This is a genomic window from Mesorhizobium sp. M0340, from assembly GCF_040321535.1.
Classification (GTDB): domain Bacteria; phylum Pseudomonadota; class Alphaproteobacteria; order Rhizobiales; family Rhizobiaceae; genus Mesorhizobium.
The window spans coordinates 140,675-164,438 of sequence record NZ_JAMYRR010000011.1 but is presented as its reverse complement, the minus strand read 5'-3'; the positions used below and the strand labels follow the sequence as shown (position 1 = coordinate 164,438).

Annotated in this window: 24 protein-coding genes; 12 read left to right on the top strand and 12 right to left on the bottom strand. The window is 62.5% G+C overall.

The features are described from left to right. The first annotated feature begins 221 nt into the window (after positions 1–221). Both NKI79_RS17875 and NKI79_RS17870 read left to right on the top strand, forming a co-directional pair. A complete protein-coding gene (locus NKI79_RS17875) occupies positions 222–2,081 on the top strand; it encodes a sensor histidine kinase (protein ID WP_352803179.1) in 1,860 nt (619 codons plus the stop codon). 6 nt (positions 2,082–2,087) lie between these two features. Beyond that, positions 2,088–3,443, top strand: coding sequence for a sigma-54-dependent transcriptional regulator (locus NKI79_RS17870; RefSeq protein ID WP_352803176.1), 1,356 nt, complete (start codon positions 2,088–2,090; stop codon positions 3,441–3,443). Positions 3,444–3,471: 28 nt separating this feature from the next. Here NKI79_RS17870 and NKI79_RS17865 read toward each other — a convergent pair whose 3' ends face one another. Next, entirely contained in the window at positions 3,472–4,215 is a 744-nt protein-coding gene (locus NKI79_RS17865) for a 2OG-Fe(II) oxygenase (protein ID WP_352803174.1), read from the bottom strand. Between the two features lie 161 nt (positions 4,216–4,376). On the opposite strand from NKI79_RS17865, the gene NKI79_RS17860 reads away from it, so the two are divergent. The 3 genes from NKI79_RS17860 to NKI79_RS17850 all read left to right on the top strand — a co-directional run bounded on the left by NKI79_RS17860 (position 4,377) and on the right by NKI79_RS17850 (position 6,365). After that, the gene (locus NKI79_RS17860) at positions 4,377–5,102 is read left to right on the top strand and encodes a 3-keto-5-aminohexanoate cleavage protein (protein ID WP_352803171.1); all 726 of its coding nucleotides are present in this window, start codon (positions 4,377–4,379) and stop codon (positions 5,100–5,102) included. A 215-nt stretch (positions 5,103–5,317) separates the two neighbouring features. After that, complete coding sequence (locus NKI79_RS17855) at positions 5,318–6,154, top strand: acyltransferase family protein (protein ID WP_352803169.1); 837 nt, start codon at positions 5,318–5,320, stop codon at positions 6,152–6,154. Between the two features lie 34 nt (positions 6,155–6,188). Further along, on the top strand, positions 6,189–6,365 hold the full coding sequence (locus tag NKI79_RS17850; RefSeq protein WP_352475647.1) for a hypothetical protein: 177 nt from the start codon (positions 6,189–6,191) through the stop codon (positions 6,363–6,365). Positions 6,366–6,533: 168 nt separating this feature from the next. Here NKI79_RS17850 and NKI79_RS17845 read toward each other — a convergent pair whose 3' ends face one another. Continuing rightward, a complete protein-coding gene (locus tag NKI79_RS17845) occupies positions 6,534–7,388 on the bottom strand; it encodes a hypothetical protein (protein ID WP_352475648.1) in 855 nt (284 codons plus the stop codon). Between the two features lie 384 nt (positions 7,389–7,772). Between NKI79_RS17845 and NKI79_RS17840 the strand changes: the two genes are divergently transcribed. The 6 genes from NKI79_RS17840 (at position 7,773) to NKI79_RS17815 (ending at position 12,545) form a co-directional block, all read left to right on the top strand. Next, entirely contained in the window at positions 7,773–8,276 is a 504-nt protein-coding gene (locus NKI79_RS17840; RefSeq protein WP_023677254.1) for an Lrp/AsnC family transcriptional regulator, read from the top strand. Further along, the gene (locus NKI79_RS17835) at positions 8,273–9,436 is read left to right on the top strand and encodes a saccharopine dehydrogenase family protein (RefSeq protein ID WP_352803167.1); all 1,164 of its coding nucleotides are present in this window, start codon (positions 8,273–8,275) and stop codon (positions 9,434–9,436) included. The genes NKI79_RS17840 and NKI79_RS17835 overlap by 4 nt, the downstream gene beginning before the upstream one ends. Positions 9,437–9,546: 110 nt before the next feature. Further along, on the top strand, positions 9,547–10,335 hold the full coding sequence (locus NKI79_RS17830) for an ABC transporter substrate-binding protein (protein ID WP_352803165.1): 789 nt from the start codon (positions 9,547–9,549) through the stop codon (positions 10,333–10,335). A 109-nt stretch (positions 10,336–10,444) separates the two neighbouring features. Then, entirely contained in the window at positions 10,445–11,116 is a 672-nt protein-coding gene (locus tag NKI79_RS17825) for an amino acid ABC transporter permease (RefSeq protein ID WP_352803163.1), read from the top strand. Then, positions 11,113–11,787 carry an amino acid ABC transporter permease gene (locus NKI79_RS17820; protein ID WP_023677250.1) on the top strand — a complete coding sequence of 225 codons (675 nt, stop codon included), beginning with the start codon at positions 11,113–11,115 and terminating at the stop codon, positions 11,785–11,787. The genes NKI79_RS17825 and NKI79_RS17820 overlap by 4 nt, the downstream gene beginning before the upstream one ends. 29 nt (positions 11,788–11,816) lie before the next feature. Beyond that, the gene (locus NKI79_RS17815) at positions 11,817–12,545 is read left to right on the top strand and encodes an amino acid ABC transporter ATP-binding protein (protein ID WP_352803161.1); all 729 of its coding nucleotides are present in this window, start codon (positions 11,817–11,819) and stop codon (positions 12,543–12,545) included. A gap of 23 nt (positions 12,546–12,568) precedes the next feature. Here NKI79_RS17815 and NKI79_RS17810 read toward each other — a convergent pair whose 3' ends face one another. The 6 genes from NKI79_RS17810 to NKI79_RS17785 all read right to left on the bottom strand — a co-directional run bounded on the left by NKI79_RS17810 (position 12,569) and on the right by NKI79_RS17785 (position 18,940). After that, the gene (locus NKI79_RS17810) at positions 12,569–13,000 is read right to left on the bottom strand and encodes a DUF6841 family protein (RefSeq protein ID WP_352803159.1); all 432 of its coding nucleotides are present in this window, start codon (positions 12,998–13,000) and stop codon (positions 12,569–12,571) included. A gap of 246 nt (positions 13,001–13,246) precedes the next feature. Further along, positions 13,247–13,603 carry a hypothetical protein gene (locus tag NKI79_RS17805; RefSeq protein ID WP_352803157.1) on the bottom strand — a complete coding sequence of 119 codons (357 nt, stop codon included), beginning with the start codon at positions 13,601–13,603 and terminating at the stop codon, positions 13,247–13,249. Positions 13,604–13,811: 208 nt separating this feature from the next. Then, positions 13,812–14,870: a Gfo/Idh/MocA family protein gene (locus NKI79_RS17800; protein WP_352803154.1), complete on the bottom strand. Its 1,059-nt coding sequence runs from the start codon at positions 14,868–14,870 to the stop codon at positions 13,812–13,814. A gap of 55 nt (positions 14,871–14,925) precedes the next feature. Next, the gene (locus NKI79_RS17795) at positions 14,926–15,711 is read right to left on the bottom strand and encodes a ThuA domain-containing protein (protein WP_352475656.1); all 786 of its coding nucleotides are present in this window, start codon (positions 15,709–15,711) and stop codon (positions 14,926–14,928) included. Between the two features lie 346 nt (positions 15,712–16,057). Then, entirely contained in the window at positions 16,058–17,557 is a 1,500-nt protein-coding gene (locus NKI79_RS17790) for a tlde1 domain-containing protein (protein WP_352803152.1), read from the bottom strand. A gap of 570 nt (positions 17,558–18,127) precedes the next feature. Beyond that, positions 18,128–18,940, bottom strand: coding sequence for a class I SAM-dependent methyltransferase (locus tag NKI79_RS17785; RefSeq protein WP_352803149.1), 813 nt, complete (start codon positions 18,938–18,940; stop codon positions 18,128–18,130). Positions 18,941–19,129: 189 nt separating this feature from the next. Here NKI79_RS17785 and NKI79_RS17780 point away from each other — a divergent pair, with 189 nt between their 5' ends. Then, on the top strand, positions 19,130–19,552 hold the full coding sequence (locus tag NKI79_RS17780) for a hypothetical protein (protein ID WP_352803147.1): 423 nt from the start codon (positions 19,130–19,132) through the stop codon (positions 19,550–19,552). 218 nt (positions 19,553–19,770) lie between these two features. Here the strand turns inward: NKI79_RS17780 and NKI79_RS17775 are convergent, their stop codons facing one another. The 4 genes from NKI79_RS17775 to NKI79_RS17760 all read right to left on the bottom strand — a co-directional run bounded on the left by NKI79_RS17775 (position 19,771) and on the right by NKI79_RS17760 (position 23,535). Further along, positions 19,771–20,367, bottom strand: a complete 597-nt coding sequence (locus tag NKI79_RS17775) for a cation efflux transmembrane domain-containing protein (RefSeq protein WP_352507109.1) — start codon at positions 20,365–20,367, stop codon at positions 19,771–19,773. A gap of 179 nt (positions 20,368–20,546) precedes the next feature. Next, positions 20,547–21,761 (bottom strand): NAD(P)/FAD-dependent oxidoreductase, encoded by a 1,215-nt coding sequence (locus tag NKI79_RS17770; RefSeq protein WP_352803144.1) that lies wholly within the window; start codon positions 21,759–21,761, stop codon positions 20,547–20,549. Next, a complete protein-coding gene (locus NKI79_RS17765) occupies positions 21,758–22,471 on the bottom strand; it encodes a methyltransferase domain-containing protein (RefSeq protein WP_352803142.1) in 714 nt (237 codons plus the stop codon). The genes NKI79_RS17770 and NKI79_RS17765 overlap by 4 nt, the downstream gene beginning before the upstream one ends. Beyond that, a complete protein-coding gene (locus tag NKI79_RS17760; protein WP_352803141.1) occupies positions 22,468–23,535 on the bottom strand; it encodes a type III polyketide synthase in 1,068 nt (355 codons plus the stop codon). Before NKI79_RS17760 ends, NKI79_RS17765 begins: the two co-directional genes overlap by 4 nt. Between the last annotated feature and the right edge of the window lie 229 nt (positions 23,536–23,764).

Genomic DNA, 23,764 nt, shown 5'->3' with positions numbered 1-23,764 from the left:
GCCCCGATCGAAAGCTCGACTCCCCGGGGCAGTTGTTTTGACCAGCAGCCTCGCGACTGCTGAATTCGTGTTTGCAACAGCCGTGCCAGATACGCAGAAGAGTTATTCATCATTGATTTTATTGAGCATTCACAAACGTCCGCACAGCCGGACGCATGGTCAAGTGCGACTCTCCGCATAGGTCGAATTGTGTTTTGTGCGAGTTCATGCACAAATGGGCGATGCTGCAACGCCCCGCCGGTGCCTTGTCTTCGACGCCCGAGCAACTCGCCAGGCGGGCGCGCCGAGCCTGGCTGCTATTTGCGGCCGTCGCGCTTTTGATCGTCACGGCAGCGCTCTACGGCGCCGGCCTTTACGGCCGCACCGCCGAGATCGGGACCCTGGCGGCGCAGGGGCGTACCGATGCCAATCTGAAGGTCGCGCTGCTGCGCGCCGTGCTCGAAAGCCCGCGCGCCCTGCCCCTGCTTTTATCCGCAGACCAGCAAGTGCGTGATGCGCTGACGCAGAAAAACGCCGCGGCAATAGATGTGCTGAACCGCAAGCTCGAGGGGCTGGTCTCCGGCACCAAGGCGTCGGTGCTCTATGTGATCGGCGCCGACGGACTGGCGATCGCCTCCAGCAACTGGCGCGAGCCGATCAGCTTCGTCGGCAACGACTACCGTTTTCGCGATTATTTCTCCGGCGCGATGCAGGCCGGAACCGCCGAATATTTTGCGCTCGGCAATGTCAGCAAGCGTCCCGGCCTCTACATTTCGCGGCGCGTCGGCGATGCCGCCGCACCGCTCGGCGTCGTCGTCGTCAAGATGGAGTTCGACCAGCTCGAAGCCGACTGGCGCGAGGCCAACCGCCCGGCCTATGTCAGCGACGAGAATGGCGTCGTGCTGATCACCAGCGTGCCGTCCTGGCGCTTCATGACAACCGCGCCGCTGGCCGCACCCAAGCAAGCCGCAATTCGCGACAGCCAACAGTTCGGCGACGCGCCGCTTGTGCCGTTGCCGATCATGCACGCGCAGGCGCTCAGCCCGGATGTGTCGATCGTCCACGCGGTGATGCCCGGCGGCAGCGACGCGCAGTATCTCAGCCTTTCGACGCCGGTTCCTTCGACCCCCTGGCGGCTCGACTATCTGATCCCGGCTGAAGCGCCGATCGCCGCTGCCGTCCGCGAAATGCGGCTTCTGGCACTGGGTGTCGTCGTGCCGCTGCTCGGCCTGGCTGCGTATCTGTTGTGGCGCCGGCAGTCGGCGCAGATGCGGATTGCCGCCGAACAGGCGGCGCGCACCGAACTCGAACGCCGCGTTGTCGAACGCACCGAGGATCTGAGCCGAGCCCGCGACCGGTTGCAGGCCGAGATCACCGGCCACCGCAACACGGAGGCAAAGCTCCAGGTGGTGCAGCAGGACCTGGTCCAGGCCAACCGCCTCGCCATCCTCGGCCAGGTCGCCGCCGGCGTCGCCCACGAGATCAACCAGCCGGTCGCCACCATCCGTGCCTATGCCGACAACGCCCGCACCTTCCTCGACCGCAAGCAGACCGGGCCGGCTGAGGAAAACCTCGGCGCCATTGCAGCCCTTACCGAACGCATCGGCTCAATCACCGAGGAGTTGAAGGCATTTGCCCGCAAGGGCCGCACCGCCGCCGAGCCCGTCGAATTGCGCGGCGTCATCGAGGGCGCCGTCATGCTGTTGAGAAGCCGCTTTGCCGGCCGGCTCGACGCATTGGTCGTCGACCTGCCGCTGCCGAGCCTCAAGGTCATGGGCAATCGGGTGCGGCTCGAACAGGTGCTGATCAATCTCTTCCAGAACGCGCTGGAGGCGCTCGACGGCCGCGACGACGCTCATGTGCAGGTCTCGGTCGAAGAGACCGCGGACGGCGTGACGATCAGCGTATCCGACAACGGACCCGGCATTCCGCCGGCGATCCTCAAATCGCTGTTCACGCCGTTCAACACCTCCAAGGAAAAAGGCCTTGGCCTCGGCCTCGTCATCTCCAAGGACATCGTCGCCGACTATGGCGGACGCATCGAGGTTTCGAGCGGCGACAGCGGCACCCGCTTCACCATTCATCTCCAGAAGGCAGCGTAAGCCATCATGACGAACGACAATTCCGCACCGGTGGTCCTGATCGATGACGATCGCGATCTCCTCAAGGCCACCGCGCAGACGCTGGAGCTTGCCGGCTTCTCGGTCTCGGCCTTTGCGGTGGCGGCCGAGGCGCTGGCCTGGCTCGACGCCGGTTTTGCCGGCGTCGTGGTGTCGGATATCCGCATGCCGCAGGTTGACGGCTTGCAGCTTTTCAACCGCATCCTGCGGCTGGATGCGGACATTCCGGTTATCCTCGTCACCGGGCATGGCGACATCGCCATGGCCGTCAAGGCGATCAAGGACGGCGCCTACGACTTCATCACCAAGCCCTTCGCCGCCGACCGGCTGGTGCAGAGCGTGCGCCGCGCAGCGGAAAAGCGCCGCCTGGTGATGGAGAACCGGACCTTGCGCGAGGCGGCCGGAGAGGCGCAGGACGGCCTGCCGCTGATCGGCCAGACACCGGCGATGGACAGGCTGCGCCGTACGCTACGCCAGATCGCCGACACCGAGGTCGACGTGCTGGTCACCGGCGAGACCGGCTCCGGCAAGGAGGTGGTGGCAAGCCTTCTGCATCGCTGGAGCCGCCGCGCCAAGGGCAATTTCGTCGCGCTGAATTGCGGCACGCTGCCGGAGACCGTCATCGAGAGCGAGTTGTTCGGCCATGAGGCCGGCGCCTTCACCGGCGCGCAGAAGAAACGGATCGGCCGCATCGAGCACGCCAGCGGCGGCACGCTGTTCCTCGACGAGATCGAAAGCATGCCGGTCTCGACACAGGTGCAGATGCTGCGCGTGCTGGAGATGCGCGAGGTCACGCCGCTCGGCACCAACGAGGTGCGGCCGGTGGATCTGCGCGTCGTCGCCGCCGCCAAGGTCGACCTCGGCGATCCGCGCCAGCGCGGCGCTTTCCGCGAGGATCTCTATTACCGGCTCAACGTGGTAACGATCTCGATCCCGCCGCTGCGCGAGCGCCGCGACGATGTCGCCCTGCTGTTTTTCTATTTCGCCGAGCGCGCCGCCGCCCGCTTCCACCGCCCTGTGCCGGCAGTGCCGGCGACGGTGCATCGCCATCTGAGCGACCATGACTGGCCGGGCAATGTGCGCGAACTGGCGCATTTCGCCGAGCGGTTTGTGCTTGGACTGGAGGAAGGCGCCGAAGCACAACCCCCTGCCCCGACCCAATCGAACGCCGCCATGAAGCTGCCGGAGCGGCTGGAGCGCTACGAGGCCGACATCATTCGCGAGACGCTTGGCCGCAACGACGGCGATGTCAGGCGCACGATCGAGGCGCTGGGAATTCCGCGCAAGACCTTCTACGACAAGCTCCAGCGCCACGGCATCGTGCGCAGCGATTTTTCCCGGTAATCGCCGCCGGCCTCGACCGGCGGCTCGGTTACTTGGCGTCGTGGAAGATGATGCCGACAGTGTGGCGCATGCCGGAGCGTAGCCGGCTGACCCCGTGCCTGAGGTTGACACGGTAACTGCCCTTGCTGCCCTGGACCGGACGATTGTGGACCGCGAAGGCGACTGCATCGCCCTGGCGCAGCGGCACCACCTCGACGCGGCTTTGCATGCGCGGACGCTGCTCCGTCAGCACGAACTCGCCGCCGGTGAAATCCTTGCCTGGTTCCGACAATAGGATCGCCACCTGCAGCGGGAACGCCAGATCGCCGTAGAGATCCTGGTGCAGGCAGTTGAAGTCGCCGGGGACATATTGCAGCAGGAGCGGCGTCGGCCGCGTCTGGCCCTGCTCGTGGCATTGCTCGAGGAACGCGGCGTGTTCGTCGGGATAGCGCTGCGCGATACCCATGCGCGCGTTCCAGTCGTTGGCAACCGCGGCCAGGCGCGGATAGAGCGCTGTGCGCAAGCCGCCGATCAAGTCGGGCAAGGGATAGCGGAAATAGCGGTACTCGCCCTTGCCGAAACCATGCCGCGCCATGTGCACATGGCTGCGGAAATGGCTCTCGTCCGGATAGAGCCCGGCGATATGCCGGCACTCCTGCGGCGTCAGCAGCTTTTCCATCACCGCGCAGCCATAGCCGCTCAGCTCATCGGCCAGCGTCCGCCAATCATATCCGGCAACGTGCACCTCCGCCGATTTCACCGCCGCTTTCGCGCCTATCGAATGGATGGTCATGGCTTCGCCTCCTGTGGCTTCTCTGTCATTGAGATGGGTGAAACGGCGCGCGCGGACCACCCGTTTCTTGCCGGGTGAGGTTCGCGGGACGGGACGTCATTCAATTTCCGATTTCGTGGTCATGGGCTAAACTTGTTCCACTCAACGGGACCGCCACCTCCATGATCGTCCAGACCTGCATCAATGGCGCGCGCAGCGCCGATTTCCACCCCCGACTGCCGCTTGATCCCGAAGCCATTGCGCGAGACGGCGCGGCCTGCGTGGCCGCAGGTGCGGCCGAGTTGCATGTCCATGCACGCGGGCTCGATGGCCGCGAAAGCCTTGCCCCTGACGCGATGGACCCGACCGTGCTGGCGCTGCGTCGCGCCTGCCCGGGAACGCTGATCGGCGTCTCCACCGGCGCCTGGATCGAGAATGACGACGAGCGGACGCTGGCTGCGATCGCCGCTTGGAGCGAGCTGCCCGACTATGCCTCGGTCAATCTCGGCGAAGACGCCGCGCCCGCTATCATGGAGCGTCTGCGCCAGCGCGGCATTGGCATCGAGGCCGGGCTTGCCTCCGTAGCCGACGCCGAACGCCTGGTGAGCCTCGACCATGGCAACCGCGTGCTGCGCATCCTGATCGAAATCTCCGAGCAGGAGCCGGACGCTGCGCTTGAGATCAGCGACGATATCGCCGCCGTGCTCGACGGCGCCGGAATGCGCCGGGCAATCCTGCTGCACGGCGCCGACGCCACGGTCTGGCCTTTCGTGCACCGGGCGGCGGAACGCCGTTGGTCGACGCGCGTCGGACTGGAAGACGGCAAGGAGCTTCCTGATGGAACAGTAGCACCCGGTAACGCTGCGCTGACAGCGGCAGCCGTCGCTATCTTCGAGACCAGTCGTTAGCACGGGGAAAGCGTCGATGGCCGCCGATCCCCCTCTTCAGGGGGGAGATAGCAAGTTTTGGCAAATAGGCAGGTCTAAGTCGGCGAACTCAAGCGTGGCAGCACGCTAATGTCAGTAAAATTTATATAAAACCTTGCATATTAATTAAACCAGCAATTAATCAACACATCAACGACCCCGTATGTTAGTGCTCTCCCGCACCGGGGACCATTTTTATGAAAATCATTCCGCAGAATGATCACGCCACGCCGCGCCGGATTCAACAGTATACATCGATACAGATCCTGCGGGGGCTGGCAGCCCTCATGGTTGTTACCTATCATCTTCCGGGCGCACTGGGCATGCTCGACCTGCGTATTCCCGTTCTGAACAGTGGCGTCGACTTGTTTTTCGTCATCAGTGGTTTTGTCATGGTTCTCTCGACGGAGAACAGACGCTCAGACCACCGTGCTTTTTTGATGCAGCGGTTCACGCGCGTCGTTCCGTTCTATTGGGTTATGACCTTCCTCATGGTCGCCGCACTTTGGTTGTTTGCCGGTCGTGCAGTGTCTCTTGAGCAGATCACCAATAGCCTGCTTTTCATACCCTATCTCGATACGGTCACAGGCTATGTCCAACCAGTGCTTGGCGTGGGTTGGACGCTCAATCTGGAAATCCTGTTTTATATTCTGTTCGCGGCGACCATGGGTTTTGGCAGGTGGACGCAAATGGCCGCGGTCGGCGTTGTCTTTGCAATCGCCGTAGCGGCGCGCATCATCTTCAAACCCGCCGCCGACACTGTGCTGTTTTTCTACACCACGCCAATCCTGTTTGAGTTCCTCGCGGGCATGGCGCTCGGCCACCTGGTCGGCAGGCTGGCGCGTTTGCCTGCTTTCCTGGGTGCCTCGGCAATCGTGTTCGCCATCATGTCCATGCTGGTGATGGTACTCGGCTTCAACTTGCCGCGAAGCCTTGCTCAGGGACTCCCCGCGTTGATCCTTGTCGCGGCTTGCATCAGCCTGGAAAGCTACTTCCGGCTTTTTGCTCCTCGCGTGCTGGCAAGGTTGGGGTGACGCTTCCTACTCTCTCTATCTGACGCATCCTATCGTGCTGCTTGCGACCGCTCCTGTCGTTGCAAGCGCCAATGTATCACCATGGCTTGCAGGCATGGTTCTTGTCGCCGCCTGCATTGCCGTCTCCCTGGCCAGCTATAGTTTTATTGAAAAGCCGCTTTTGGCCATTTCGCGGATGAGCCTCTCCGCCTATCAGGTGAAGGCACAATAAGTTGCGGCTGCGCCTCGCAACGATTTTGCGACACGACATGCACAGAACAAAGACTTAAAGGGCGTCCCAGGGTCCGTTCAAACGCGACGCGCTCAAAGTGCAAAAAAAGCTGCCCGGTTGGACCCGAAGCAGCTTATTGTTTTATGCACTTCGGCAATTTGCCAGTGGCTACTTTGCAATCATGTAGGCATCGTCAGTGTAGAGTTTGCCAACTCCACCATAGTGACCCACGCCAAACACGAATGACTGAGGTGTACCTGATCCGTCGGAATCCCGCCCGACCGGCCAGGTTGCGTTTGACGATGATTGCCAAAACACCCCGTCCAGATACCAATCGATGCATACCCCTTCATAGAGATCCGCGCGCAGCTGAAACCAGCGGCCTTTCGGTGCGGGAACATCGTTAGCCGGATTATGCACTCCGGCCGCTGCATTCTCCACATGCAGCATCACCACATCGTCAGTCGAATTGTCGGTCAGGTTGACCCACCACGTTGGGTCCTGCTTGAAAGGCGATTGCTCGGTCACCTTGAACTGGAAGATATTCGCCCAGCCGTTTCCCGCGTATTGGTAATCGGAGGGAATGAAAAACCACGCGACATAGGTTCCATCGATCCCTGACGGCGGCACCGCCTGGAGTGGACGTCCGAAAGCGTCGTTCTTGGCCAGGCCGCCTGCAAAGAGCCACTCCTTGTAGACTTTGGAGTGGGGCTTCCCGGCATTGATGGCGGCCAGCGTCGTTTCGAACTTTCCGAAGCTGTTGCCGCCGTGCGAGGATACATTCCCTGCGCCGGTCGAGACAAGGCCGCTGACAATTGCGTTCAGGCTGGGATCGGCTTGCGCGGAATCCTCCGCCTGAACGAAAGACCAGTCGGTGTAGCACGAGGCGCCGGTGCAAGGCCCCTCCTCCCAGTCCGCTCGCCAGTAGGGCGCATTCTGGGCATATGCGGCGCCAACTGGCGCCATGGCGGCGGTAATGGTGCAGATTGCCGTGAGCACCAACAGATGAAAAATCTTCTTCATGTCGATTTACCGTTCCTTTCTAAACATGAGATTCCAGGCACCTCTTGCGCCATTTGCTTCTTTCACCCTTGAACACAGCGCGTCCCGAACGGCGCTGTCCCGCCAACCTCAAGCCGGCGGCGCTGAACCTTCAAAGGTATGGGAAAACAAAAAACCCGCCTCGGGGAGGCGGGTCTTTGGAGCCAATTAGCACCATACCCCGATTAGTAGCATAGCTGCCGGCACAAAGCAAGAACAAAATGTGACGTCCTCGACGAAACTGCCGACAGGCATAGGGGACCGCGGACGACGTGGCTCTTGCCATTGTTAAAAATCTCTCATAAGGTATTTTCATATCCGAAAGAAAATTCGGCCGTTTATTTCCCTTTATGAAAGCCTGAGCGTTTGCGGGAACATCTCGATCAGACCGACCGGCGACTGGTCAAGCTGCTGTCGCAGGATGCGCAGCTTGGCGTCAACCGCCTCGCCGAGAAGATGGCGATCTCGGTGCCGACGGTGCGCATGCGGCTGCGCAACCTGCTCGACCGCAACCTGCTCAAGATCGTCGGGCTGCTCAACCTCACCGAACGCCCCGAGCTGATCTCAGCGATCGTCGGCATCAATGCGCAGGGACGCGGCCGCGCCCGGGAACTGGCGCAGCGCATCTCCGAACTGCCTTTCGTGAACTCGGCAGCCGTCGTCACCGGACGCTTCGACATCATCGTCGACGTGACCGTGGCCGGTGATGTCGCCGATCTCTACCGCGTCACCAGCGAGCTGATCCCCGGCGCCGGTGAGCCGGGCGAAGTCGTGCGCAGCGAGACCTTCGTCGTCATGGCGTCCTGCAACAAATGGGTCAGCCTGCCGGAAGGCTGCTGGTCGGACGAGACGCGGAAGGAAATGGCATGAAGATCGCGGTTCTCGGCGGCCTCGGCCTGCAAGGCCGGGCGGCGATCGCCGATCTCGTTGCCAGCGACGGCGTCGAGCAAGTGGTCTGTGTCGACACCGCAATCGACGGCGCTGCGCGGCTTGGCGGTCTGACCGACCTTGCCCGGGTGCGTTTCGTCGTGCCGGAGGGCGCGATCGGTCCGGTGCTGGCCGATGTGATGAAGGATGTCGACGCGGTCATCGACCTGTTGCCGCAACCGCTGATGCGCGAGGCGGTGCAGGCGGCGATCGCGACGCGCACGCCGCTGGTCACCACCAATTACGGCAAGGCCATCGCCGATCTCGCGCCGGAGGCCGAAAAGGCCGGCGTCTCGATCGTCACCGAATGCGGGCTCGACCCCGGCATCGACCTTGTGCTCTACGCGCGCGCCGCAAGCCAGTTCGACACCATCACCGCGATCGACTCCTACTGCGGCGGCATTCCCGAGCCGAAAGCGGTGGTCGAGCCGCTGCGCTACAAGGTGAGCTGGAATTTCGACATGGTTCTGGTCAGCCAGAACCGCGACAGTGTGCTGGTCGAGAATGGCGAACGGGTCGATGTGCCGGCCGCCCGCCAGCACGACAATCGCTTCATCCACGAGATCGAGGTGGCGGGGCTGGGCAGGCTGGAAGCCTTCCCCAATGGCGACGCGCCGCATTATGCCGGCATGCTTGCCGCCGCAAAGGGGCTGCAGCGCTCCGGCCGATATTCGCTGCGCTGGCCCGGCTGGTCGGCGTTCTGGGCGCCGCTGAAGCAGCTCGGCTTCCTGTCCGAGGAAAAGGTATCCGGCACCGGTGCCAGCCCACGCGAATTCCTCGGCCGGCTGCTCGGTCCGCAACTGCAATATGGCGCCGACGAAAAAGACCTTTGCGTGATGCGCAACGTCTTTGTCGGGAGCGAAGGCGGCCGCCGCAAGACGGTGACCTCGGAGCTGGTCATCGAACGCGATCTCGCCTCCGGCCTGTTCGGCATGAGCCTTGGCGTCGGCTATCCCGCCAGCATCGTGGCGCAGATGCTGGCACGGCGCGAGATCGCCACGCCCGGCCTGCTCAACCCGCTGCTGCATGTGCCCGATGGCCGCTTCCTCGACGCGCTGGCCAGGCGCGGCATCAAGGTTGCCGAAATAGTGAGCTGGGACTGAAGGATTTTCGAACGGTGGTTGCCGCCGGCAACGGCGCTGCCGCTCAAAAAGCACCCGATGGGGTGAAACAACAAGTGGAACAACAAACGACAACAAGGAGGAATGCCCAAATGAAGATTGCCAAGCTTTTCATCGCCGGACTTGCGCTCGCCGGCCTCACCGCTGCCGCCAGTGCCGGAACCCTCGACGAGATCACCAAGCGCGGTGAGTTGCGCGTTGCGGTGCAGACGCAAGGCCCGCCCTTTTCGCTGGTGGGCGCCGCCGGCGAACGCACCGGCAGTTCGGTCGAACTCGCTGAACTGATGGCCAAGGAAATGGGCGTCAAGATCACCTTCCTCGACTTCGACTGGGACGGCCTGATCCCGGCGCTGCTGTCGGGCAAGGCCGATCTTCTGGTCGCCGACATGACGCCGACGCTGGCGCGCGGCATGAAGGTCGCCTTTACCAAGCCTTACATGTACACGGGCAGCACCGTCTTCACCAAGGCTGGGACCGCCTTCAAGTCCACCGAGGACTGCAAGGCCAAAGGCACCAAGATCGCGGTGCTGCTCGGCGCCACCGGCGAGAAAGAAGCCAAGGTCGCCTTCCCCGATGCCGACATCAAGAGCTACAAGGGCGGCGGCCCGCTGCTGCTCGACGCCGTCAATAACGGCCAGGCCGATTGCGGCGTCAACGACGTCTCGGCGGTCAAGGGCCAGTCGACCGCTTACCCAGCCGGCAGCTTCACCATCATGCCGGATATGCTGTCGAAGGAGCCGCTGGCCTTCGCCACGCGCTATGACGAGCAGGACCTGCTGGTCTGGATGAACCTGTTCCTCGACCAGGTCAGCCTCGACGGCCGCCTGCAAAAGAACCTCGATTACTGGGTGAATTCCGACGCCTGGAAAAAAGACCACTAACGGATAGGGAGTAGGGAGTAGGAAGTAGAAATAGGGAGCATGGAGTGGCTGATGGCATTCCGGACACCTTCACTACTCACTACTGCCCACTCACTACTGCCCACTCACCATGCTCGAAAACTTCAGCTTCCGCACCATCGTCGAATATCTGCCCCTGTTCGGGCAGGGTCTCGTCACGACCGTGTGGCTGTCTGCGCTCTCCTTTGCCGGCGCGCTCGCCGTCGGCATCGTGCTCGCCGCCATGAACCTGCAGCGCGGCCGGCTGTTCCGCGTCCCGGCCAAGGCCTATATCGACGCGGTGCGCGCCACGCCCTTGCTGGCGCAGCTTTATTTCCTCTATTTCGGCCTGCCGCGGCTCGGCTTTATCCTGCCCGAGTTCGTCGTCGGTATCCTCGCTTTATCGCTGAACAGCGGCGCCTATGTCGCCGAGATCATCCGTGCCGGCATCCTGTCGATCCCGCGCGGCCAGGTCGAGGCCGGCGTCGCTTCGGGCATGACCTATGTCCAGCGCATGCGTCTCGTCATCCTGCCGCAGGCGTTCAAGGTGACGATCCCGCCGCTGCTCGGCCAGGCGATCGTGCTGGTCAAGGATTCCGCCCTGTTGTCGCTGATCTCGGTTGCCGAGCTGACGCGCGCCGGACAATTGCTCGCGTCCGACCGCTTCATGCCGGCGGAAGGTTTCATCACCATCGCCGCCTTCTACCTCCTGCTCTATTACGGGCTGAAGGGGCTGGCGGCGCTCTCCGGGCGCTGGCTCGGCCTCGCGGGGGCACGGACATGATCTGGCAGCAGCTGCAAAGCATCGCCGGCAGCTATCCCCTCGCCTTGCGCGGCCTCGGCATGACCGTGGTGCTGTCGCTGATCAGCCTGGTGCTGGGCACGCTGCTCGGCTTCGGCCTCGGCATCCTGCGCACCGGCGGCAACCGGCTGATCAGCGGCGCGATCGGCGCCTGGGTCGACCTGATCCGCGGCACGCCGTTCCTGGTGCAGATCTTCCTGATCTTCTTCATCCTGCCGGAACTCGGCATCGAGCTCGACGCCTTCACCGCCGGCATCATCGCGCTGACCAATCTGGCCGCCTGCTTCATCTGCGAGATCGTCGTCGCCGGCATCCGTTCGGTGCCGACCGGCCAGGTCGAGGCGGCGCTGGCGTCCGGCCTGTCGCGCTGGCAGCGCATGCGCCAGGTGGTGCTGCCGCAGGCGATGCGCATCGTGCTGCCGCCGCTGGTCGGGCAATATGTGCTGCTGATCAAGGATTCCTCGGTCGTCTCGGCCATCGGCCTCACCGACCTCACCCGCGTCGGCTGGCTGGTGGTGCAGCGTGTGCCCAATGGGCTGCTGGTCTTCTTCCTCGTCGGGCTCGGTTACTTCATCGTCTGCTACCCCCTGATCATGCTGGCCCGCCGGCTGGAGCAACGCATGGGTGCGGCGCATGGCGAGGTGCAGTTGTGATGTCGAACCTTAGCAAAAATGGCACTGGCATGATCGAATTTCGCGGCGTCAACAAATGGTTCGGCCAGCTCAACGTGCTCAGGGACATCACGCTGAGCGTCGAGCCGCGCGAAGTGGTCGTCGTCTGCGGCCCGAGCGGCTCGGGCAAGAGCACCCTGATCCGCTGCATCAACGGGCTGGAGACGATCCGCGACGGCGACCTGACGGTCGACGGCCAGCGTCTCGGCGACGCCGCCACCAACATGACGCGGCTGCGCACCGAGATCGGCTTCGTCTTCCAGTCGTTCAACCTCTATCCGCACAAGACGGCGCTCGAGAACGTCACGCTGGCGCCGATCCATGTCCGCAAGATCCCGCGCGCCGAAGCCGAAAAGGCAGGGCGCGAGCTGCTCGCCAAGGTCGGCCTCGCCGACAAGGTCGATGCCTATCCCGCGCAGCTCTCAGGCGGCCAGCAGCAGCGCGTGGCGATCGCGCGCTGCCTCGGCATGCGCCCCAAGATCATGCTGTTCGACGAGCCGACCTCGGCCCTCGATCCCGAGATGATCTCCGAAGTGCTCGACGTCATGGTCGCGGTGGCCGAGGAAGGTATGACCATGATGGTGGTGACCCATGAGATGGGCTTTGCCCGCAAGGTCGCACAGCGCGTCGTGTTCATGGACGCCGGCGCCATTGTCGAAAGCGGCACGCCGGATGAGTTCTTCTCCAACCCGAAGACCGACCGCAGCCGCGCTTTTCTGAGCAAGATCCTGCGGCATTAGGGGGCATCAGGAGAAAGCGGACCTCAGACGATGCCGTGCTTTCTCAACAGCGCCTGCTCGTCGTCCGATATCCAGCCGAAAACCTTCGGCTCGCCGTCCAACTTCTGCACGAGGTAGTGGACGTCAAAATCTATCGCCACCTTCGATTGATCCTTGCGGGCATAGGTTCCTGTCCAGGCGACATGAGCCACGCAATGATGTTCGTCTATCGGCGAGAGCCGGACGTTGCGTATCCGCATTTCCTTCGTCCCTATCGCCCGATAGTGCGCATAGCCCTGCGCCATGACCTGCTTGAGTTGCTCATCATTCTTTCCAGTCATGACCCCGGCGGGCGAGGCCGCTATGAAGTCCGAAGCATACAGCGATGCGACTTCATCCATGTCCATGTCGCCGCCGAGGGACTGGTTGAAAAAGCGCTCATATCGCTCGAATAGCTTCCTTACGCTGGTCTCCATAGTTTCATCTCCCAGGTGCGGCTATGTTGGGTGGGACCAGGAAACGCTCCGCCGATCTCCGACATCCGCGATTGCCCCTCAGCCAATCATGACTTCGTCCCAGGGCGGAGCAAGATCCTGCGGCATTGAGGCTTAGATTCAGTCAGTTGGCTGCCACCGATGGCCCAGATGGGTGGTTGGACTTATCCGGAGGTGCGGATCTATCGGCAAAGATTCGACGTCCCATTGGAGAGACCGATCGTGCGCTCAATTGCCTTTATCTGACTCAACACTGCGGTTGGCCAACGCGAGGAAGCGTGCAGATAACAAGTGAATGGATCTCGTCGCAATAGACCATGTTGTAATAAGAAAAAATAGCGTTGCGACAAAGGCAACTAGGGAAAGGCTGACGACGCCAAGAACAGCAAATGGGTCACTTTCCACGGTCGCGATGAAATTGTCAGACGGCCGAAAAGCCCCGGCAATGGCTGATCGGAGCTCAGGATTGTAATGGAAGAAGGCGAGAATCGCAGCGAAGAGACATAAAACTAGAATAGCCGCTAAAACCGATTCTGCGCTTTCAAAGGACGTGCGTTCTTTAAATTTATGGGAAGATTGGATCATCTAAGTACCTATGCAAAGAAGAATTTAGCGATCTGGTTTGCTCATTTATCCATCGGTTTTCTAGCGATTCGATAGAGTCGCGATGCCTTGTCCGCACATTATGAGCAGCGTCGAGGCATATGCAAGCGATGCAGCCAGATGCTTCCGCTGCTTGTGCCGTTGAACAGCATCGGTCGACCGCCCCGCCCTGCGGCGCAGGAACCCAAGCCTATTGCGCATCCGCGTGCGTGCTCAATTCAGCCCTCTTCTCATCCGAGGCAACGGCGAGGTCGAGCACCTTCTGCAATTCGGCGGCATGGCGGAACGACGGCTCGGCCTGAACGCCGTTGCGCACCGCATCGACAAAGCGCTGGTAGTTGGTCGCCACCGTTCCGGCGTCCAGAACCTGCCATTTGGCGTTCTCGACGTCCTCGCCGATGCAGGCTTTCAGCTCCGAGCTGGTCAGATTGTGCACGACTTCGATGCCACCCTTGTCGCCGTAGATGCGCAGGCGGAGTTCGTTGAGATGGCCCGTCGCCCAGCGGCTGGCATGAACGACACCGAAAGCGCCATTGCTGAAATCCAGCGCCATGGTGAAACTGTCATTGGCGTCGAGCTCGTACTCGCCGATCCGGTTGTCGGGCGCCTTGTCGAAGGACCGCAGGCGGCAGAACACATGGTCGATGTCGAGTGCGGCGCCATAGCTGGCGAAATCGAGGATGTGGATGCCCACGTCACCCAGCACGCCGTTGGAGCCATGGCCGCGCGACAGGCGCCACAGCCATTTCGGATCGGTGCGCCAGTCGCCCCAGAACTTGGACACCAGCCAGCTCTGCAGATAGGACGCCTCGACATGCCTGACCGTGCCGATCTCGCCAGCCAGCACCATGGCGCGCGCTCTCTGCAGCGGCGCGACATTGCGATAGGTCAGGTTGACCATGTTGATGATGCCGGCTCGCTCGGCGGCATCGGCCATCTCACTGGCCTTCTCGAAGTTTTCGGCCAGCGGCTTTTCGCAAAGCACCGGCTTGCCCGTCGCGATCAGCATCATGGTGGTCGGATGGTGGATGCGATCAGGCGTCACGTTCGCCACCGCATCGAACTTGCCCCATGCCAGCGCCTCGTCCAGCGACGCGAAGCGGTTGGGGATGCCATAGATGTCCGAAAACTTGTCGACACGCGTACGGTCGAGATCGACGGCGCCGATCAGTTCGACGCCCTCGATCTTGCCGAACTGCCTGGCATGCTCCTCCGCCATCCAGCCCGTACCGAGTATCAACAGACGCATGATTCTTATCCTTAGGACAGGGCTTTATCTTCTTGTTCGATAATGGATTTGTCGTCTAGCGGAAGCCGGTTTCGCCGGCGGAATGAAGTTTTCCGCCACGCTCGACGATCGGCTCGAGCGCCTTTTCCACCGGTACGTTCGGCGCATCGAGGATGGCCGGATTGGAGCCTTGGGGGTTGTGCGCCCATCTCACCGCATTGCGCAGCACCTTGTGGACGTTGGCGTCGTGATAGGTCGGATACGTCTCGTGGCCGGGCCTGAAATAGAAGATGTTGCCGGCGCCGCGGCGATAGGTCAGCCCCGACCGGAACACTTCGCCGCCCTGGAACCAGGAGATGAACACGGTCTCGAGCGGCTCCGGCACGGCGAACTGCTCGCCATACATCTCCTCGTTTTCGAGCTCGAAATACTCGCCGATCCCGGCAGCGATCGGGTGGCTTGCGCTGGTCACCCAGAGCCGTTCGCGCTCGCCCGCCTCGCGCCATTTCAGCGTGCAGGGAGTGCCCATCAGCTTCTTGAAGATCTTCGAGAAATGGCCGGAATGGAGAACGATCAGCCCCATGCCTTCCCAGACGCGGCGCGCCACGCGCTCGACCACTTCGTCGGCGACGGCGCCATGGTCCTTGTGTCCCCACCACAGCAAGACGTCGGTCTCGGCCAGACGGTCGGCCGGCAGCCCATGCTCCTTCTGCTCCAGCGTCGCCCACGATACCGAAATCTCCGGGTCGAGTTTCAGCGCATTGGCGATCGTCGCATGCATGCCCTCGGGATAGATGCCGGCGACCACCTCGTTGGTCCGCTCATGAATATTCTCGCCCCAGACGACAGCGCGTATTGTCATGATGTCCTCGTGATTGTTTGAAGCTGGAGCCGCCCCGGCCGGTCAGTCATAATATCCTCGGCCGGGAATGAAAACCTCGAGATTGGCCCAAACGTCCCCCAGCGTCGTCATCCCAGGGCGAAGCAGGAGCGAAGCGACGTCGCGAAGACCCTGGGATCCATGCCGTGACTTCTATGCGCTGCGACGGTGCAGAACCTCGTGCAGGAGGGATAAGAAGTGAAAGGGATTGCGACAGAACGGCGTCAAATCTGCATCGTTGCATTCTTCGGCTGATGCAACGGCATGGATCCCAGGGTCGCGTCCGCTCCGCCCTGGGATAACGAAGCCGTAAAGGACCGCCGCGAACCTAAGCGCCGCGGCCCTCTTGGGCGACGCGTGTCAGCGGCTTCGACAGGCGCGGCACCACGACGAGCCGCTTGATCTTGCCCTTCTTGTAGGCGGCGAGAAAGCGGGCATAGTCCTTGAAGACGACGCAGCCATTGGATTCGGCGCGCCCGCCGCGCAGCATGTAGGTGTGGGCGAGCAGGCCGTCGCGGCCATATTTGTTGCTGCCGCTGGCAGGGGTGAGACGCAGGGCCTCGACGCCATGGAAGCGCGATTCCCGCAGCGTCAGATTGTAGGTGTCGGGCGGCGTCGGACCGACATTCTTCTTGTGAACGTAGCGCGGCTGGTCGACCATCGCGCCCAGTCCCGAATGTGCCTCCAGCCGTGAGCCGTCGGGCATATAGACGGTCTTGGCCGAGATGTCGTAGACGGCGACGCCGCTGCCCATGTTGGGCGTGGTGAACAGGTTCCTGAAGGCTCCGCCGAGTCCGCCGGAAGGCAAGTCGGGCTTGGCATAGGCCAGCATGTCGCCGCCCTGCGTTCTCGACCGCTTGCCCGACACGGCCGGCACTGCCGCTTGTGACGAATTGCGAGGCGACAGGCTGCCGGGTAGCGTCTCGACCGGCGGAGCGTCGGCCGCCTGGACCTTGCTCGCCCTGGATGCCTGGGCCCTGGATTTCTGGGGCGGCTCCGTTTTTACTGCCTGGGCCTTTGATGCCTGATCCTTTGGCGCCCGGTCTTTCGAGGCTTGAGCCTGGGGCGCCGGCTCATCGATGTCCGCCTGCGGACGCAGGGTCGGCAGCGGAACGCTGTCGGGCATGTCGTCCTGCGGCGGCAGCGAGGCCAGTTGGACCTCTGGCTCTTGCGGCTCTTGCGAAGCTGCCGGCTCGCTTACCACGACGGCTGCCGGGAGCACGTCGATCATCTGCTCCGGCAATGTATTCGCCAGCGCCAGCGCAAGGCGCGACGAACGTTCGATCTCCGCCACCGCCGGCCCGAAGCGCACGGATGCCGGGCCGTTCGGGTCGGGTATGCGTACCGGCTCGGCGAACCGGGCGTCGGCCGGCAGGCTTGCGAGCATGACGGGTGAGCCGGCACGGGCAAACGCGGCGGCAAGCTTCTGCGGCGACAGCCCCGCTTTGGCCACCACGTCGTCGAAGCTTGGATGCCGCGATGCGGCGGCGACAGGCGGCACGGCGGTTCGCTTGATACGCGCCGATTTTCCCTGGTGAACGAAGTTCGACGCCGACCGCAGGCAATTGGCATCGCATCCATGCTGCAGCAGCCGGGCCGACAGCGCTGCGTTTGTCGCGGCCCATGTGGGGGCCTGCGCCTTTGCAAGGCTGCGGCGAGGATCGGCGAGCGCGATGGTGCGCGGCGCGAGCAGGCTTTGCGGGAGACCGTTGGAAGCGGCGGTGAGCGAGGTTCCCATCGAATAAAGGCCGGCCAAGGTCGCCGCCGACCATAAAGCAATGGCTGCGCCGACGGCCGGAACCGCGACCCAGCGCAGGCCGGGCCTCATCGAAGTCAATCCAGTTGCAGGACTGTCACCCCGGGTTTTCGCACTTACAAACGCCATTCAACCACTCTCAATCGGCCGATGCCGGCTAGCGGATTTCGCAGCCGTGACATTCACAGTTCGCCTGGTGCCCCCAGCACGCTTCGCGTCTGTTGCCGATTGATTCAAAAGATGGACAAAGTTGGTTAACCAATCCCTCTACCGACCGCCGATTGGGCGACGGCCACACCGAAAAACGCCCTCCAAAACCTGCATAATTGGCAAAACTGCCCTCCAATGATGACTTTGCTGCCCGTTTTTGTCGGCCGAGTCAAGAAAGCGAAATGACTAGACCTAGCTGGGCGGAGTCGGCCATGGCTGCGAAAGTGAAGCCGGGCCGACCAGAATCTTGCGGCCGGCAGCCGCCGTCATCGAGCCCCGGCGATCGATCAGACCGGTGATTATCGACCCGGCACTTGTCGACCTGCCACTCGGGCGAATGAACGATTACCGTCTGAGAATTCGGGATAGCGGCAAGATGTTTGCCGCGCAGCAGCTGAATGTCGCCAAGTGCCTGAGCGGGATATCCAACACCTAGACCACAGCCACCACTATGTGAGCCTGAATTTTGGCAGCAACCTTGCCGCTGCCATGCCTGTCTGCAATGGCGGCTGCGGCATAGTCGGTTGCAGCGTCCAGCTTCCCCGCCTCTCTGGCCTCGATTTCGTTGCGAAGGAGAGTGCCCTGGCAATAAGCAACGGCCGGAAGGCGCGGCGAGGAGGCACGGCTTTGTTCGGCCCTCGTCTCGATCACCACACCGGAAAAACCTGCGTCCTCCAGCTCGCTACGGATCAGTGCCGTATCGTGGTAGCCATGCGGCCTGCGTGCCAGAAAGCGCGGCGGATCGTTCGGAAAAATCCTCGCCAGAGCATTCGTCACATCGTCCGCAAATACATTCTCTTCGATGCGATCCCATACGCTGAATAGAAAATGGCCTCCGGGCTTCAGGACTCGCCGGGCTTCGCGGTAGGCAGATGAGCGGTTGGGAAAGAACATCGCACCGAACTGACAACAAACGAGATCGAAGGCCGCATTTTCGAACGGTAGCGCCAGAGCATCAGCCTGACGCCATTTGATGCGATCGTCGGGAGCTTGCCGCGAAGCGGCGTAGTCGAGCATCGGCTGGTTGAGGTCGGTTACGACATAGCTTGCATCGGCGGACAGTTTTGGCGCCAATGCGCGGGTGACAACCCCGGTGCCTGCGGCGGTTTCCAGAACGGCGCTTGGCGACAAGGACGCTGCTCGTCGTGCAAGATCTGCGGCGAACGGCTCGAAAATCAACGGCACCATGTAGCGGTCGTAGTTTTCCGGAATTGAGCCAGCGAACACCTTGTCCGTTTCCAACATTGCTATCCCCCGTCGCCCGTTTGATGGCTCGCCAGCATAGCATGGAATTGTTTGCTATTCGGTCGCATTCGACCGAGGGGCGGTCTCGCTCCCGGAAGCTCCGAAACGTCGTGCTGCAATTACCTGCATATGTGCTAATATATTGCGGCCATGCGCATCGATGCGTGGCCAATATAATGGGAGGATACTATGAAAACCATAAATCGCAGGTCTGCAATCGCGCTCGGCGTGACGGCGGCCGCGGTAACGCCTTTGTTCACGCTGGCGGCAGCTGCAAAGGTCAAGAAATACGGCCCGAAGGAAGGCAAAGAGATTGCCCCCGGCGTCAGGGTGGTTGAGGTCGGCACCGGCAATTCCGATATCCCTGCCTACAAGAGCATCTCAATTGTCGATGTGGTCTTTCAGCCGGGAGCAGTCGCGCCTGAAACGGTGATGGACAACGACATGGTGTGCACCATTGCCGCCGGTGAATTCACGATCAAGAAAGCCGACAAGCAATTCAAGCTTAGGGAAGGCGACATGTACACCTGCGCCAAGGGTAAGACCGACGCGGCAACGAACACCAGCAAGGTGGTCGGCATTCATCGCATCGCCGTCTTGATACCTGCCTAGCGCATGCCAGCGAAAACCGGCCCGTGTCCTCGTCCGGACGCGGGCCTTTTGATGAGGTGCGTGCTTATGAGGACGTTTCTGCCTCCGCCCGCTTTGCAGGTGTGCGCTATATTAGAAATCACGCAAGTTTCTGGATGACTGCAAACCGGTCTGCCGGCCTGCAGTGGCGCCCCTGCATCGCCGCATTCGCAGGCCGGCACCGCGCTGGGCGTTTGGCTTCACGAACCGGCGCGGTGCTCCTCCCGAGCTGCCTCCCAGACCTCGCGCGCCGCGTCTGCGTTCAGCGCCGCAATTCCGAGGCCGACGATCAGATCCGGCCATGCCGAGCGCCATAGGAAGGCAGTTATCAACCCGGCCAGTATGATCGCGATGTTGGCGACGGCGTCGTTGCGGGCCGAAAGGAATGCCGCCCTGGTAAGACTGCCGCTGTGACGGCGGTAGCGCGCCAGCATGTAGGCGCACGACAGGTTGACCGCCAAGGCGCCCAACCCCGCCAGCGTCAGCGCTGCCGGCTGCGGCGGCACCGGCATGTTGAACTTTTCCCACGCGGTCCACAGCGTCGCCAGGCCGGGCACCAGAAGGATAAGCGCCAGCGCCATGCCGACCCGCGAGCGGGCACGCAGCGACCAGCCCATGGCGAGCAGTATCAGGAGATTGACCGAGGCATCTTCCAGAAAATCGACGCTGTCGGCGAACAGCGACACCGAGCCGATCGCCAGCGCCACGGCGAATTCGATGCCGAAGTAACCGAGGTTCAGCAGCGCGACGACGAGCACCACCCGGCGAAGGCCGTCGGACGTAATGGCTTGCTGCATAGTCTGTCCCGATGTGACGCCGTTAATGTTGTTGCTGGCCGTCCCGTTCTTCGACCGTCTCGATCTCCCGGGCTTTGAGGCCAGCCTAGGCCGAACATGGCACGTCTGTCACCAAAACGCCTGCGAGCCAAAACAGGATGGCCATCCTGTTTTGGGCGTGCCCTCATGCGCGTCGCTCGTCAGGCAAAGCCGGGAACCGGCTTGGTCTTGCCGCTCAGTTGCGCGCCCAATGTCAGGGCCTGCGGGAAATTCCGGACGATCGCCGCCATTACGGTGGCGCTGCCGGGGCGAAGGGCAATTCCGGCGAGGGCCGCGGCGGCGTGGACACGTGTCGAAAACAGTCTTTTCCAGGCCGCCTCGTAGCGTCTGGCGGCGGCCTCGCGCCCCGCTTGTCCACTTGGCGCGGATGCGAGTTCGCAAGCCAGCAGCCAGCCGGACTGAAGCGCCATCGAGATGCCCTCGGCGATGACTGGGTGAGACTCTCCGGCTGCATTGCCGACCCGGAAGATGTCCTGTTCGTAGCAGGAGCGAATTCCCGGCCGGATCGGACCCGCGGCAAGCCAGGGACCATCGAGGTGCGCCGGTTCCAGGGCGTCTCGCACGCCCCGGCATGAATTCATGAGATGGCGCGAGACCACATCGGCGGCTGACACATGGCTCCGGTGTTCGGGGTCATGTTGTTTACGCAGCCGCGCGAGCACATCGCGGCGAATGCAGCACGAGATCGACAACCGTCCATGATCCGCCGAGACCATGCCACCATAGCCGCCGGGAAAAGCCAGCAGAGGCATCAAATCCGGTGCAAGCGACGACCCGGTGAAATGCGCCTTGAAGCCGAGCAGGTCCGACGGCCGATTGGTCTTTGCGAGCTGGCTGGGTAGTGGTCCCGGCTCCCAGGAGCCGTGTGCGGCGACAATCACCGGCGCACGCAACATCACCGCTTCATCCCCGGCCTGAACTCGTTGCATCTCACCGTCCCGGTCGATGGCGACGGCGCGGCAGGGCTGGAAGATTTCGACGCCCGCCGATCGCGCCGCTTGCAGAAGCAGAGAGTCGAGAATGTCCCGGCCGAGCGCCCGGCCGAAGCCGTCTTTCGCACGGGACCCAGCTCCCGGACGTGGCATAGCCGCTTCGACGCAGGTCTCGCCGGAAAACAAACCGACGCGGCGGATTTCGGGGCCGGCATTGGCACGCCAGGCATCGCCGATCTCCAGCTGGTCGAGAAGCGCAAGATTGCTTGCCGAGATGTATTCGCCGCAGACCTTACGGCGCGGAAATGCGGTCTTCTCCACAATTGCCACGGCCCATCCACGCCGGGCCAGCGTGAGCGCGACAGATGTGCCCGCCGGGCCGGCGCCTATGATGATCGCATCATGGGTCGACAATCGCGTCATGGCTCGTTACTGGCGCTGGCGCCGACGAAGATGTGGGAAAACAGGCCAGCGCGCCGTTCCTCGACCGGTTTGCCGTTGGCCGCAAGCCAGAGGCCGGAAAGCTCGCGGCCGCGAAAACCGGCACGCACGCTCTGAGCCGCGTCGTTTCGTGTGACGTCGTTGGCGCCGATTGCCGGGAGAAGACGGGTCGCGGCCAGCGCCAGTTTCGCCCGCAGCGGCTCTGTCGCGATGAGCAACGGGGCTTTCGGCCTGATGAGCGAAAACAGACGCACGAGCTGCGCATCGTCGAGATGATGCAGAAACAGATTGACGGTGATGGCGTCGAACCGCACGCCCTCGATCTTTCCTGCCCAATCGAAGATATCGGCGGTAACGCCTTCGGCCTTCCATCCCAGGCTGTCGAAATCACCGCGCAATTGCGCGGTGACGAGGTCGACGCGGTCGAGCATCACCAGTTCGACCCCGGGCCAATGCCTGGCCATGCGCCGCGCCACCGCCAGCATGAAGGAGCCATCACCGGCGCCGATCTCCAGGATGCGGCGTGGCGGCGTTGGCACGAACCTCCTGAGCAACGACGTCATGATCGGCGCCTGAAACATCAGCATATTGATGCGACGAAGGTCGCGGCGCGCGACAAGCGCTCGCGGATCGTCGGCAGCAAGTCCGTCGAGGATTTCCGGCGCAAGCTGCCGACGCTCCAGGCCGCTCATGACACCGTTCGAAAGAGCATGGTTTCCGCCGTCAATCCTGGTCCGAACGACATGCCGCAGCCGAGCAGGCCGGGTGGCGCCTTCAACATCTCCTTCATCACGAACATGACGGTCGCGGACGACATGTTCCCATACCGGCGCAACACCTCGCGCGATGGGTCCAGCGCGGTGGAGACCAGTTTCAGGGCCCTTTCGACGGCGTCGAGAACCGAACGTCCACCCGGGTGCACGGCCCAAAGGTCGATGTCTTCCGCCGGTCGACCGCCGAGGATGGCGGCCTGGTTGCTCCGCAACGCTTCATGAATGGCTGCCGGAACCTGGCCGGAAAGAACCATTTCGAAGCCGTGGTCGCGAATGTTCCAGCGCATCAGCTCCCGCCGCTCCCTCGCCACCAGACAGTGAAAGCTATCGAGCTCGATGCCGGCCGGCTCGGCGGTCACGAGCGCGGCCGCGCAGCCGTCACCCCAAAGGCAGAACGACAGCAGTTTTTCGAGTTCAGTGGTTTCGCGCAGATGCATCGTGCAGAGCTCGATATTGACCAGCAGGACCTTGGCCTGTGGGTCGGAGCGGACGATGTGGTGGGCCAGCTTGAGGCCGTTGATTGCCGCGTAGCAACCCATGAACCCGATCATCGTGCGTTCGACACTGTCCGGCAGCCCGCAACGGGCAACCAGTTCGAGATCGATGCCCGGCGCCGAAAAGCCGGTGCAGGTAGTGACGATCAAATGGGTGATGCGGGAGGCGTCGTCGCCAAGCTGCAATCCGTCGATGCCCTTTTGCGCCAGAACGGGTGCCGCATCGTCGAACATTGCCATTCTCATCGCCGTTCCGGGAAACGCACCGCGGATGAAGGTCCCCGCCAGGTTGGCGGACGGTCCCTCGGGGTCGGACGCCGGCGCAAAGCAGGAATAGCGGTGCTCGATGCCGGCAAGATCGGCCATGCGTTCGAAGATCCTCCGGCGATCGACCGCGAGCATCGAGGCCGCAAAACGCAGGTAGAATTGATGAACCTCGTGCTCCGGCACCGCTGTCGCGATCCGGTTGATATAGGCTTTGACGGGCATATTCTGTCTCCTCGGCGTATGCACGGTGTGCCGCCGGAGGGTCTTTGGTTATTGACACCGATGTCGAACACCGGATTGAGCTGTTCGATAAACGTTTCCGAAAACTGATTTCTTCCCGAAGGTTCAGTAGGTGCTGTTGGCAGGCAAACGGTTGGAGCCGGTGGGCGGTTGCGTCGGGCATCCAAAATCGCCACATCATGTTGACCTTCCATCTACTGGAAGGTCTATT

Coding starts and splice junctions, on each gene's coding strand:
- NKI79_RS17820 (WP_023677250.1), top strand. CDS start 11,113: ATGATCTGGCAGCAGCTGCAAAGCATCGCCGGCAGCTATCCCCTCGCC.
- NKI79_RS17875 (WP_352803179.1), top strand. CDS start 222: ATGCTGCAACGCCCCGCCGGTGCCTTGTCTTCGACGCCCGAGCAACTC.
- NKI79_RS17865 (WP_352803174.1), bottom strand. CDS start 4,215: ATGACCATCCATTCGATAGGCGCGAAAGCGGCGGTGAAATCGGCGGAG.
- NKI79_RS17800 (WP_352803154.1), bottom strand. CDS start 14,870: ATGCGTCTGTTGATACTCGGTACGGGCTGGATGGCGGAGGAGCATGCC.
- NKI79_RS17810 (WP_352803159.1), bottom strand. CDS start 13,000: ATGGAGACCAGCGTAAGGAAGCTATTCGAGCGATATGAGCGCTTTTTC.
- NKI79_RS17870 (WP_352803176.1), top strand. CDS start 2,088: ATGACGAACGACAATTCCGCACCGGTGGTCCTGATCGATGACGATCGC.
- NKI79_RS17855 (WP_352803169.1), top strand. CDS start 5,318: ATGAAAATCATTCCGCAGAATGATCACGCCACGCCGCGCCGGATTCAA.
- NKI79_RS17765 (WP_352803142.1), bottom strand. CDS start 22,471: ATGAGCGGCCTGGAGCGTCGGCAGCTTGCGCCGGAAATCCTCGACGGA.
- NKI79_RS17860 (WP_352803171.1), top strand. CDS start 4,377: ATGATCGTCCAGACCTGCATCAATGGCGCGCGCAGCGCCGATTTCCAC.
- NKI79_RS17775 (WP_352507109.1), bottom strand. CDS start 20,367: ATGCAGCAAGCCATTACGTCCGACGGCCTTCGCCGGGTGGTGCTCGTC.
- NKI79_RS17825 (WP_352803163.1), top strand. CDS start 10,445: ATGCTCGAAAACTTCAGCTTCCGCACCATCGTCGAATATCTGCCCCTG.
- NKI79_RS17760 (WP_352803141.1), bottom strand. CDS start 23,535: ATGCCCGTCAAAGCCTATATCAACCGGATCGCGACAGCGGTGCCGGAG.
- NKI79_RS17830 (WP_352803165.1), top strand. CDS start 9,547: ATGAAGATTGCCAAGCTTTTCATCGCCGGACTTGCGCTCGCCGGCCTC.
- NKI79_RS17785 (WP_352803149.1), bottom strand. CDS start 18,940: ATGTTGGAAACGGACAAGGTGTTCGCTGGCTCAATTCCGGAAAACTAC.
- NKI79_RS17770 (WP_352803144.1), bottom strand. CDS start 21,761: ATGACGCGATTGTCGACCCATGATGCGATCATCATAGGCGCCGGCCCG.
- NKI79_RS17790 (WP_352803152.1), bottom strand. CDS start 17,557: ATGAGGCCCGGCCTGCGCTGGGTCGCGGTTCCGGCCGTCGGCGCAGCC.
- NKI79_RS17795 (WP_352475656.1), bottom strand. CDS start 15,711: ATGACAATACGCGCTGTCGTCTGGGGCGAGAATATTCATGAGCGGACC.
- NKI79_RS17780 (WP_352803147.1), top strand. CDS start 19,130: ATGAAAACCATAAATCGCAGGTCTGCAATCGCGCTCGGCGTGACGGCG.
- NKI79_RS17845 (WP_352475648.1), bottom strand. CDS start 7,388: ATGAAGAAGATTTTTCATCTGTTGGTGCTCACGGCAATCTGCACCATT.
- NKI79_RS17815 (WP_352803161.1), top strand. CDS start 11,817: ATGATCGAATTTCGCGGCGTCAACAAATGGTTCGGCCAGCTCAACGTG.
- NKI79_RS17835 (WP_352803167.1), top strand. CDS start 8,273: ATGAAGATCGCGGTTCTCGGCGGCCTCGGCCTGCAAGGCCGGGCGGCG.
- NKI79_RS17805 (WP_352803157.1), bottom strand. CDS start 13,603: ATGATCCAATCTTCCCATAAATTTAAAGAACGCACGTCCTTTGAAAGC.